Genomic DNA, 12,083 nt, shown 5'->3' with positions numbered 1-12,083 from the left:
AGTACCTTATGACGATGAAATATTCCTTAAAAAAGTCCTTCTGTTTGGTGTCGGGAGTCATTGCTTTTACCCAAAGTCTCCCCTCAGCTGCAGAGCCTTTTGTAACGGAGTCAGGGATTGAGATAGCGCCTGGAGTGAAAGCGAAATTCGGACAAAATGACAACTTATTGCGAGCGTCTGAATCGAAAAACGCAGTCTCTACATCATTTTTGATCTTAGATCCGAACATTTCTGTGAGGTTTCAACCTCGTGAACATGAATTTGTATTGTCGTACAGACTGAGTGATGGTCGCTATTTCTCAAGCTCAAAAGATAACTTTACAGATCACACTCTTGAAAGCAAAAACCTACTGAGGCTTGGTCTTCGCCATGCTGTAAGTGTCGATTTTCGAATTGCCGACCTTCATGAAGCCCGTGGTACTGGCTTAAGTGAAGGAGATGGAACCTCAACCGCTATCGATAGCCCTTTGGATTACCGCCAACGTTCTGCCGTGACTACCTATACCTACGGTGCAAGCGGAGCGAAAGGGCAAATAGAGACCAAAATTGGTTACAGCGATATCGAGTACAAGAATTTTCGGGATATTGGTGGCTCGAACGATGGCAGGAGCACACGTTTTAGAGATTATGACAATCGCTACGCTGGGTTGAAGTTTTCTTATCAATGGCTGGCTAATACTAAAGCTACTTTAGAGTATGAGTTTGCAAAGAAAACGTATGCTCTTACCGCAAATGGTGTGCCTTCTCAGAACAGTAATACGAATAGCTACTTTGTAGGTTTAGAGTGGGACCCCACAGGGAAAGTAAAAGGTTACGCAAAAATTGGTCTGCAAGATAAAGACTTTATTGATGCGGATCGTGAGGATTTTGCAGGTTTGAGCTGGTTAGTAGGGGTAGATTGGAATCCGTTTTATCACTCTACTTGGAGCGTTAAAACTGAACAGGTTGCCAGAGACCCAGATCAAGACGGTGACTACGTCAAAGACACGAATCTTAATGTCGGCTGGAAACACTATTGGCGCCCTCAGATATACACCAGAGCCGTTGTAGTGGCTCAATCTCAAGAATACACCGGTGCATTCCAGAATGGTGTGTTAAGAGATGATAAGTCTTTTGAGTGGGCAGCAAATGTTGGATATGAATTTAGTGAATTAGTGGACTTCTTCGTTGGAGTCAGAAAAACAAATAAAACATCGAGCTGGGAAGGTTATGGCTATGACCAAACGGTATGGTCGGTTTCCGGTTCTATTGCATATTAGTTGGGGTTATGAATAAAACATTTTTATCTTTTGTTGCATTATTACTGCTGTTTCCGCTTCAAGCGTTTTCGGCGTCATTTGCGACTACATATAAAATCGGACCTGGTGATCGTATTCAGATAAGCGTTTACGGAGAGCCAGATCTATCGTTCGATGAATTGTTAATTAATTCAAGTGGAACCTTTGATTACCCATACTTGGGTGAAATGACCGCAAAGGGTCAAACAGCGCAACAACTCAAGCTTGCTATTGAAAAAGGTTTGAAAGGAGATTACCTGATAACGCCCAAGGTAATGGTCAACTTCATTTCATTCCGAGAGATCTATGTCAACGGCGAAGTTAAAAAGCCTGGAGGCTATGAATACCAACCTGGACTTACGGTAGATAAAGCTATAGCGCTTGCTGGTGGTTTTACTGACAGAGCGGCACGCAAAAAAATCAACATCACCCCGAATGGTGAGGGAGGAACGCAAAAAGGCGTTTCGTTGAGCAAAGCTGTTAACCCAGGTGACATCATTGTCATTGAGCAAAGTTTTTTCTAATCCAACAAGAATCAGAATTCAAATTTTATGATAGTTAAAAGCGATGACTTAAAGCGCAATGACGAGTTCATTGACCTAAGTAAATACATTCAGTTAGTAAAGCAAAATCTAATATCCGTTTTAGCATTTACCCTTTTTGTTGTAGTTTTAGTCACTTTTTATGTTCTTACTATAACGCCGGAATATAAAGCGACGTCCACTTTGTTAATTGAAAATCAGCAAAACAAAGTGATTTCAATTGAGCAAGTAGTTGGTGTAGACACGAGTAAGCAAGAATATTATCAAACACAGTATGAAATCATTCGATCAAATCGAATTGCAGAAAAGGTAATCAGTGAGCTGGGTATTGGTGTTATTGATGCCAACGATATCGCGACTGAACAATCGGAGCCAAGTGGTATCAAGGCGTTGATTAAAGATGTAAAAAACGCTTTCTATGAGTTGCCGTTGTTGTCTGATTACATCCAAAAACCTCGCCCTATTCTTGAAGAGCAACTCAGAGATAGTCATCGCCAGAATATTCTTCGTGAATTCAAGCGTAATCTCGCGGTCAGCCCAGTAAAAGAAACCCAGTTAGTGAGTATTACTTATCTTTCGGATGATCCTTTATTGGCTGCGAATGTCGCAAACGCAGTGGGTGAAGCGTACATTCAAAACCACATTGAATCGCAATTGGAAGCTAATCAGCAAGCGTCTATTTGGATCAATTCCCGTCTAGGAGAGCTTGAACACCAGCTTGAACTATCGGAACGAAAGTTAGCGCGTTTTATGGAACGTGAAGGTTTGGTGGACGCCGCTGGGATAGACGGTTTAGCGACAACGGAACTTACCAACCTAACCAATCAAATGTCTGAAGCAAGAGACCGCAGATTGGCTGCTGAATCCCTGTACTCTGTTTTGCAAAAAAACAGTAACGCTGACCTCTCAAGTTTATATGCCATAAAGCAAGTTTCTAACCACCCGCAGATTCGCGATATTCGCTCTAACGAAGTGGACGCGGAAAAGCGAGTATTTGAGCTGTCTAAACGCTACGGTCCGAAGCATGACAAGATGATTCGAGCGCAGGCTGAATTGAAAGCACTCCAATCTCGTTCTGGCAAAATTCTTAACCAGTTAGTGGTGGGAATTGAGAAAGAGCTTTCAACAGCTCTTGCACAAGAACGAGGACTAAAAAGAGAGCTTGAATCGAAGAAAAAAGAATTCCAGTCAGCCAATTTTAAAAAAGCAGAATTTGAAACACGTAAACGAGAAGTGGATACCAACCGACAATTGTATGATTTGTTCCTAACACGTCAGAAAGAAACATCCGCAACCAGTGACTATCAAAATGCCATTGCACGTTTTACAGATAAAGCAAGCATCCCTTTAGTTCCAGCGAAGCCTCGAAAAGTCTTGATTATCTTGATTGCTGCTATAGGCGCGTTTGTATTTGGGTTAGCGATGGCGTTTATTCTTGAGGCGATGAGAAACACCTTCGAAAGACGTGTTGATGTAGAGAATAAAGTCGGGCTTTCTGGCTTAGGAAGTGTTCCAAAAATTAAGGCGAAAAAATATCGCAAAGAAAAGATTGGCGCAGAGCTTTTCCTCGATAAAGAACATAAAGAGTTCGGGGAATCGATACGAAGTATTCGCACTTCACTCAAGTTAACTCTTATGCAGAACAAGCGTAAGTGTGTAGCAGTCACTTCTTCTGTTCCTGGTGAAGGAAAAACAACGGTATCGGTTAGCTTAGCGGAATCATTTGCCGCAATGGAAAAAGTACTCCTGATCGATTGTGATCTTCGCAAGCCTTCAGTTGGAGAGCGCTTTCACCTTAGCAACGCACAACCTGGGATGACCAATTACCTTCTTATGGGTGCCGAATTAGAAGATTGTATCTATCACCATGAGGAATCTGGGTTGGATGTTATGACATCTGGATTGCTAATCCCTAATCCTCAGGAGTTGCTCGGTTCAGATCAATACAAAGAAATGATCGAATTACTGAGTGATAAGTACGACCGAATAATAATAGATACACCACCAGTGAATGTTGTAACCGACCCAATGTTGGTTGCTAATGTGACTACCTCCTGTGTAATGGTTGTTAAAGCCAATAGCACAAAAGTAAATCAGTTGAATTTCGCTATCTCAAGAATGCTCAAATACAAGAGCGTCATTGAAGGTGTCATTTTAAATCAAGATCAGAGTAAAACTCAGGATGCTTACCAGTACTACGGTACTTACGAGCAAAGCTAGGTCAAAATAATGGAAATGCTAGATAAACCAACCGTTGATATTACGATTCTTTCTTGGGATCGAATTGACGACACGCTTGATGCCATAGACAGCGCGCTGACTCAACAGGGTATTGAGCTGAAAATTATTGTTGTCGACCAAGGTTCGCAGCCCGATGGATTAGTGCGACTACGTCAACATTGCCTTAAAGACCCCCGTATACAACTGGTGTGCAATCGCACTAACTTAGGTGTTCCTGGAGGGCGAAACCAAGCTTCAGATCAGGGCTCCGGAGATTTTATTGTCGCGCTGGACAATGATGCTGAATTCATTGATGAACATCAGTTAGCAAAAGCATGTGAAATCATGAAAGGCGAACCCGAAATTGGTGCATTAGCGTTCCGCATTCTTCGCTTTGGCAGCCAAGAAGATGATCTGACAAGTTGGTCTTACCATCAAAATGTGGAAGAAGCTTCAGAGCAATCTTTCTACACTGATCGTTTCGTTGGGGCTGGTCATATGCTCAGACGTGACGCCTTTGATGGGATTAATGGCTATGATGCAGACCTCTTTTTCTTACATGAAGAAGTTGATCTGTCGAAGCGCTTGATGAATTCCCATTACAAAATTAAGTACACGCCGGAAGTCGTCATTGGTCACAAAGTTTCTGCCGAGCACCGTGTTGCATGGACTGGTGGACGCTGGACATTTGACGTTCGAAACAAAACGTATCTTCATTTTAAATTTAAAACCTTTCTACCAACTGCGATATTCCACACGGGTATTTTAGTTTGGCGAGGTGTTCGCTCTGGTCTTATTTGGTCGACATTTAAGGGGCTTTTCCAAGGTTTTTCTATGGTGCCCAAAGCATTAGCAGCATGGAAAACTCAGCCAAGTGTGAATTCTGACGCCCAAGCTAAGGCATATATGGACTCTTGTTCACCTACTCAAGGAATGAGCGTTATGCAACGCGTTAAGAAGCGTTTGAGTAGTGCTAAACCTGTGCCAGTAAAGCCTAAAGGATAATATCGTGGAACAATCAGCCCCTATCATTGAATTCAACGAACAGATTCTAGATTCGTTGAAAAAAACTTTGGTTGAAAACTTTCGACCACATCTAGAGAACAAAGACGCAATCTTTATTGATTATCCAGTACACCTTAATGTTGGTGACCTTTTGATTGCTGAAGGAACTGAAGCGCTTTTTAGGGCATTGGACGTCAATATCACTGCACGTATATCTGAACGAAACCAAGAACGCTTGTTCAGTAAGAAAATTCCAAAAGAGACGGTTCTTGTGCTTCATGGCGGTGGTAATTTCGGTGATTTATACCCGCATCATCAGTCGTTACGCGAGCGTGTAATCGAGTCGTTTCCGGAAAACACGATTCTGATCATGCCGCAGTCTGTTCATTATCAAGATCCTTCTCAGTTAACTCAAAAGGTTCCACTGTATAAGTCTCATAACAACCTTTATATGTTTGTTCGAGATGAGCACTCATTCGAGGTAATGAGTGAAGCGTTTGATGGTGAACATCTCAAACTTCTACCTGATATGGCGTTTGCAATGTCTGATCGTTGGAAAGGAATTGTCCGCACGTCTGAAGGAACATTAAGCCTGAGAAGACGTGATATTGAAGCAACAGACACTGGCGACGATGGCGACAGATTTGATTGGGATGACCTTTTCAAACCCTTTGATGAACGTTGTTACAATATAGCCAGAAGGTTGGCTAGGTATGAAAACAAACTTCATTTGAACTTGGGTCTTGATGCGTTCTGGAAATGGTATACCAACAACTTGATTCAGCGGAGTGTAGAGAAATTTACGTCTTACAGCGTTGTTGATACAGATCGCCTTCATGGGATGATTCTGTCTCTTTTAGTTGGAAACGATGTTGTTATGAGAGATAACAGCTACGGAAAACTAAAACGTTATGCGAGTTGCTGGCTCGGATTAAAACTCGAAGGTGAAGAACCGCAAAGCATCAAGAAAGCGGCAAATGAATAACCGAATTGCAAAGCTGCTGTGGATCGCCGTAGAGAAGTTCGGCATGACAGTAGTCTCGATTGCGAGTTTCTTTATCTACGCAAAATTGCTAACGCCGACTGAGTTTGGTGTTGCGGTCTTAGCTTTGTCCATTGGTCAAGGGATCGCTCTTATATTCGGAAATCTTTTTGAAGATGCGTTAGTTCGCCACAATAATCCAGACTCGACTCACTTTGATACTGCTTTTTGGGGAGGAATAAGCATCAGCCTATTCCTTTGTGCGACAGTGTTAACCATTTGTGGGCTGATGCAGCTAGACCCTGCTCTGTTTAACCTTATAGCATTTTCTCTCCTACATATCATTTTGGTAAGTGTGTCCTCTCTTTATGTCGCCAAGTTTAGACGAGAAGGTCGGTTTGATACTTTGGCGAAGCGTTCTATGTTCTCTCGTCTGGTTGGGGCAGCATCTGGAATAGGTTTGGCGCTATATAGCTTCGGTAGCGTTGCTGTAGTAGCCCAGTCGGTCATTATTGAGCTTGTTGGTCTCGGCTATCTCCTTTTGGTAACCAACCACAGAATCGGGTTAAGTTTTCAGCGCAAAGCCTTTTTTGAACTGAGTTCTGTCGGCTGGATGTTGTGTGTTCGACGTTTGAGCTGGGATGCTTCCATTCGCGGTATTCCTATTGTGCTCGGAATGACAGCAGGGACTGCGGCGGTTGGCCTGTTTGGGTTTGCGTGGCGAATGGTTGAAATGCCACGGAGTGCAATCGCCAGTGGTTTACTTAGCTATGCTCTGCCTGTGTTTTCGCGTCGACAGAATCAAAAAGAAGAATTATGTCAGTTATTCCAAATATCTACGAAATTTACCGCCATGATTGTTACGCCGCTGTTCGTAGGTTTAGCGTTAGTGGCTCCTACACTTGTTCCTTGGCTATTTGGTGATAAGTGGTTAGATGCGATTCTACCTACTCAAATCTTTGCTATCGTCGCAGTTATTAGCCTTGCACGGATCTATGTTCCGGTATCTTTTACAGCCGTAGCCAAACCCAGCACAGCTTTGATTTCTGACATGGTTGGCACAATCGTAGCGTTAGCGGTCACTGCTGTGTTAGGCGCATCTTATGGCGCAATGGCAGCCGCACTCGGTATGCTGCTGCGTGTTTTTGTGACAATGCCATTTAGCATGAAAGGCTATAGCAAAATATTCGGTCTTAACGGGCTTAATCAAATTAAACCCGTATCTGCAGCTTGGATGGCTTCCCTAGGTATGGTGTTTGCCGTTGCTATTTCCGGACAGTACATAGAATCCTCTTTGGCGATCATCTCATTAGCCACCTGCTTGATTGGTGCAGCGAGCTATGTGCTTTGCATGAAACTGGTTTATCCCTCCTGGCAGCAGGACCTTCGCCAGTTTCTGAATAGATAAAGTAGAATTATTATGAATAACGTCATTATTTTTTCAAATCACCTTCTCGCATACTCCGAGACATTCATCAGGTCGCAAGGAGAAGCATTAAAACATTTCAAAGCTCAATATGTGGGCAGCGATAAAGTTGTTAGAGGGCTTTCATTACCTAATGAGCGAACGCATATTGTTCAATCTGGTGTTTTGGGTGCAGTGACAGATAAGTTGTTTAAACTGGGCCTAGTACTTCCTAATTTACTCCGACGGATGAAAAAGCTTGAACCTGAATTGATTCATGCTCATTTTGGTCCAAATGGATTGACGGCGCTGTCTCTTGCAGAAAAATTAGGTGCCCCGTTAGTTGTGACGTTTCATGGCTTTGATGTCATAGAGTCCCCCTCAATAGAAAAGCATGGTCGATTGCATATTCGATATATGGGACACAGAGCGAAGCTAGCCAATAACGCGACTCAGTTTATTGCTGTATCGAATTGGGTGAAGGGAAGGATGATAAAGCTTGGGTTTCCTGAGAATAAGATCATTCGACATTACATAGGTATTGATACTCAGTTCTTTGAGCCAGATGAATCAATACAACGAGAAAAAATCATTCTTTGTGTTGGGCGAATGACAGCTTATAAAGGACACAAATACCTGATTGAAGCCATGTCTAAAGTCCAAAAGCTGGCACCAGACCACACGCTCGTGCTGATCGGCGATGGGGAGGAAAAAACTCACCTCGAAAAGTTGGCCCAAACTATAGGTATCCAGGTTGAATTTACAGGGCGTCAAACACCAGAGCAGGTAAAACACTGGATGCAGAGAGCAAGCGTGTATGTTCAACCAAGTATCAGGTTGCCCAATGGACAAGAAGAGGCACTTGCTCTAACGATTGTTGAGGCACAAGCTGTAGGAACTCCAGCTGTGGTATTTAATACTGGCGGTATGCCTGAAGCCATAATCGATGGTGAGACTGGAACTGTAGTCAGTGAAGAAAACGTTGACGAGTTGGCTGATGCGATTGTTAACCTGTCTTATGACCATGAACGTTGGAGCCGATACAGCCAAAATGCAATCGAGTTTGTTCGCCAGACTCATAACTTAGATAAACAGTGTGCGGCACTTGAAGGCATTTATCAGAATGTGTTGCAGCAGAATCAATGAAATTTACTAGGGATACGTCAGTGAAACTTTCCGTAATTATTCCATCCTACCAATCACAAGATAATTTGGGGCGCAATCTGTCTGCATTGGCTAAGCAGATGGATAAGATTGATGCAGAGGTATTGGTTGTTGACTGTTCTCCAGGAGATGAAGTTGACCAGATTTGTGCTCAGTACCCGTTTGTTCGTTTACTTAAAGAAGAGAAACGTTTTAACCCTGGCGGCGGTCGTAACATTGGGGCTAAATCTGCAAACGGCGATTATCTCGTTTTTGCTGATGCCGATGTGGTTCTGGATGAACAAGCGCTTAAAATTGTTGCGAAGCATGCAAAAGATGGCGCCAAGATATTTGGTGGTGCATTAGATCTCGATAAAAAAGGGGATGTAACGTTAACTTCCTATATCGAGCATTATTATTTTAATCACGAATCCCAATCTTCTCGCACGCCTACTGAGCGCGCGAACTTAAGCTCGGCGCTCATGATTGTCGAGAAAGCTCTGTTTGATGAAGTAGGTGGGTTTAGTGATATTCCACGTATGCAGGACACTGAGTTAACCGAAAGACTTGTACGTATGGGTCATACATTATATTTCTTCCCAGACATCATTGGCTACCAGATTCAGGATTCCCCCTTCAAAAAGGTCATTAAAAAAATCTACATAACAGGTAACAACCTGTTCTTCCTGCGTTATCAGTCAAAAGAAGGTGGCATGAACAAATGGTTACTTGCACTGCTACTACCTTTGATGATGTTGGCAAAAATTACTCGAATTAATATTCGTAATCTCAAGTATGCGTTTAGCCCATTCATGCTAATCGTGTTATGTCCCGTCATGTATTTTTGTGGTTTTGCCTGGATGTTGGGTTTTTATAAAGGCATATTCGTAAGTGATGGTATAGCAGCAGGTCGTTAACCATGAGCGTTGCAATTTTTTCAATCAGTGACCAATACCACAAATTTCATCGCCGTCCTTTTATTAAGGCGATAAGTGAAGAATTGGCCAGTGAAGGTACACCTTTGCTTTATTTTAAAAGACCTATGTGGTTTTTAAAGGCAGATAGCAGCTATAAGGCTCCGGAAAGGATAGGTAATGTACAGGTTATGCCTTTACTTACCTTACTTCCTATCAGCTGGACAATGAGCAATGTATTCTTCCGTTGGATTGCGGTGACGTTACCGGTTAAATGGCAAGTGGCAAAAGCGGGGAAGCGTTGTGGAAGCAAGGTGAGTTGTCTTTGGTTTTATAAGCCAGACCAGTATCTATATTTGAAAGGCGTTGGCGTGCCCTACGCTTATACGCACTACGACAATTACGATGACGATACAAAGTACGCTTTTTCTCATTACTCTTCCTATCAGAAAACTTTGAAAGCATGCGTAGCAAACAGCGCCGCATGTTTCGCGACAAGCCATCAACTGGTCGAAAAGCTTTCTAAGCTGATTACTCAACCAAAAGTAAAATATTTGCCCAACGCGGTGGGTAGTGATTGGGTTAACGCCTTTGGTAAAGACTCTACGCCAGAAAATGTGATTGGTTTTGTGGGTTCAATCGATGAATCGACCGACGAACGGCTTATTGAACGAGTTTGCGAGCGCTACCCTGATATGACCATCATGATGGTCGGAAAGGTCAGGAATGACGACATTTCGGCTCTCTCTCATAAGTATTCTAATTTAACGCTTACAGGGTTGGTTCCATACGAACAGTTACCTAATGTTATATCCTCATTTAGAGTCGGCATATGCCCTTACCGAGCGTCCCCTTTCAATCAGTATCGTAACCCATTAAAGCTATATGAATATTGCGCGGCTGGGATCCCTTCGGTTGCAAGCCAGTGTGACTTTGATAAACAAGGCAAGCGGCTGGTAAATGTTGTCGAAACGGAAGATGAATTTGTAGATTCAATAGGCAAGGCAATTGAATCTGATACCGCGTCAACAAGAGAACAAAGAAAAGCGTTTGCAAAGCAAAATACCTGGGCTGTGCGAGCCAGAGAAGCGCTCAACTACATTAAGGCAGTAATTTAATGAAATTGGAATTTCGTCAGTTCATCTCAAAAATCACCGTTTTTGAGTCAACCGATCTGGTTGCAAAACATTGTCGTCAGTATCTAGAAGAGGGAAATCGGCTCAACATTGCTTTTCTAAATGCTCATGCTTTTAATCTTGCATGCAGAAGTCCAAGCTTTGTCGAGTCCATCATGGCGAGTGACCTAGTTTTACGAGATGGAATTGGCGTAAAGATCCTTTTCAAAATGCTGGGTAAAGAACCAGGGCACAATCTCAATGGCACCGATCTCATTCCTATATTACTAACTCAGGTGTATCAAGGAAAAAAAGTTGCGTTGTTTGGTTCTACAAACAAAGAATTGACCGTTGCCAGACAAAAGCTTGAATCTCAGAATGTACAAGTAGTGACCGTTCTTGATGGCTTTAAGGAACCCGATGTATATGTTCAGCATCTTGCAAGCCTCGAGGTTGATTTGGTTGTAATGGCTATGGGGATGCCTAAACAGGAAGCTGTGTCTAAAATGATATGCGAGACGTATCCAAACATATCGACTATCAACGGTGGAGCAATTGTAGATTTCATTGCTGGTAAGGTTGAAAGAGCGCCGGAATGGGTCCAAAAACTTAGCCTAGAGTGGGCCTACCGACTAATGAAAGAACCTAAGCGCTTATTCAATCGATATGTTATTGGAAATGTCACTTTCTTGACCCGAGCTATGATTGTAAAATTGAGTGGATAATATGTTAGTTAGTAGGAATCGATGTTCAGCGGGACTTCTCGTTTGTGCAACTTTGACGATGACTTTTTCTTCGTCTGCCAGCCCCAAAAAAACACTTCAACAAGACGAATTTATTTCTACTGTAAGTCCGATTTCCTTGGTTTACGAATGCCACCCGACATTATGGGATAAAGGTTCTCTTAGTACATCTGTAGAGTTTAAACTGAAGCCTAAAAAAGGCAGAAAGCGCTGTGAAATCGCAGTTCAAAAGGGGCTAAAGCGGGATAAACCCTTCTCCTTGAGTTTTCGTTTTATGGTTGATGATACTTACCAATATTCCAATCAATGGCATAGCTATTTTCAAATTCATTCTTTCCCTGATAAAGGGGAAATCTGGCGTTGCCCTATCATGGCACTAGAAACCAAAAATGGAAAACTAAGGATGTTCAATCGCTGGGATCATAAAAAGGTATCCAGTACTGAATATGGTTCCTGTGCGTCTAATGGTAATTCTATTCGTTCGCGGAAACTTTTCGAAGGCGTGACTTATGAAGCTAATGTATGGAATCAGTTTAGAATAGAAGGTGTCTTGTCTACCTCTAATAACGAGTGTCTCAAAACCTACTTAAATGGAGTTTTACTGAGCGAAACATGCGGTCCAAACACGTTTAATGATGCCAGAATGCCGTTTTTTAAACTGGGCATTTATAAACCAACAAGTTGGGATAAGTATCCCGAAATAAGCTTGAAAGTTAAGGATTTGGAGCTTAACTAAG

The 12,083-nt window shown here is 42.5% G+C and carries 11 protein-coding genes; all 11 read left to right on the top strand.

Going from position 1 to position 12,083, the window contains the following annotated elements; translation table 11 throughout:
• The first annotated feature begins 8 nt into the window (after positions 1–8).
• The 11 genes from CW749_RS15110 to CW749_RS15060 are packed head-to-tail and all read left to right on the top strand — an operon-like array spanning position 9 to position 12,082.
• A complete protein-coding gene (locus CW749_RS15110) occupies positions 9–1,259 on the top strand; it encodes an outer membrane beta-barrel protein (RefSeq protein ID WP_101113099.1) in 1,251 nt (416 codons plus the stop codon).
• Between the two features lie 8 nt (positions 1,260–1,267).
• On the top strand, positions 1,268–1,801 hold the full coding sequence (locus CW749_RS15105; RefSeq protein WP_101113098.1) for a polysaccharide biosynthesis/export family protein: 534 nt from the start codon (positions 1,268–1,270) through the stop codon (positions 1,799–1,801).
• Between the two features lie 27 nt (positions 1,802–1,828).
• The gene (locus CW749_RS15100; RefSeq protein ID WP_101113097.1) at positions 1,829–4,039 is read left to right on the top strand and encodes a polysaccharide biosynthesis tyrosine autokinase; all 2,211 of its coding nucleotides are present in this window, start codon (positions 1,829–1,831) and stop codon (positions 4,037–4,039) included.
• A gap of 9 nt (positions 4,040–4,048) precedes the next feature.
• The gene (locus CW749_RS15095) at positions 4,049–5,044 is read left to right on the top strand and encodes a glycosyltransferase (RefSeq protein ID WP_101113096.1); all 996 of its coding nucleotides are present in this window, start codon (positions 4,049–4,051) and stop codon (positions 5,042–5,044) included.
• A gap of 4 nt (positions 5,045–5,048) precedes the next feature.
• Positions 5,049–6,029 carry a polysaccharide pyruvyl transferase family protein gene (locus CW749_RS15090; protein ID WP_180958417.1) on the top strand — a complete coding sequence of 327 codons (981 nt, stop codon included), beginning with the start codon at positions 5,049–5,051 and terminating at the stop codon, positions 6,027–6,029.
• Complete coding sequence (locus tag CW749_RS15085; RefSeq protein WP_101113094.1) at positions 6,022–7,434, top strand: oligosaccharide flippase family protein; 1,413 nt, start codon at positions 6,022–6,024, stop codon at positions 7,432–7,434. The genes CW749_RS15090 and CW749_RS15085 overlap by 8 nt, the downstream gene beginning before the upstream one ends.
• 12 nt (positions 7,435–7,446) lie before the next feature.
• Positions 7,447–8,577 carry a glycosyltransferase gene (locus CW749_RS15080; RefSeq protein ID WP_101113093.1) on the top strand — a complete coding sequence of 377 codons (1,131 nt, stop codon included), beginning with the start codon at positions 7,447–7,449 and terminating at the stop codon, positions 8,575–8,577.
• Between the two features lie 20 nt (positions 8,578–8,597).
• Positions 8,598–9,491, top strand: a complete 894-nt coding sequence (locus tag CW749_RS15075; RefSeq protein ID WP_101113092.1) for a glycosyltransferase — start codon at positions 8,598–8,600, stop codon at positions 9,489–9,491.
• Between the two features lie 2 nt (positions 9,492–9,493).
• Complete coding sequence (locus tag CW749_RS15070) at positions 9,494–10,606, top strand: glycosyltransferase (RefSeq protein WP_101113091.1); 1,113 nt, start codon at positions 9,494–9,496, stop codon at positions 10,604–10,606.
• Entirely contained in the window at positions 10,606–11,328 is a 723-nt protein-coding gene (locus tag CW749_RS15065; RefSeq protein ID WP_101113090.1) for a WecB/TagA/CpsF family glycosyltransferase, read from the top strand. Before CW749_RS15070 ends, CW749_RS15065 begins: the two co-directional genes overlap by 1 nt.
• A gap of 58 nt (positions 11,329–11,386) precedes the next feature.
• Complete coding sequence (locus CW749_RS15060) at positions 11,387–12,082, top strand: heparin lyase I family protein (protein WP_180958416.1); 696 nt, start codon at positions 11,387–11,389, stop codon at positions 12,080–12,082.
• Position 12,083: the final 1 nt, after the last annotated feature.

It is taken from the genome of Vibrio sp. vnigr-6D03 (assembly GCF_002835515.1).
Lineage (GTDB): Bacteria > Pseudomonadota > Gammaproteobacteria > Enterobacterales > Vibrionaceae > Vibrio > Vibrio penaeicida.
This window is presented reverse-complemented; position numbering and strand designations above follow the sequence as displayed.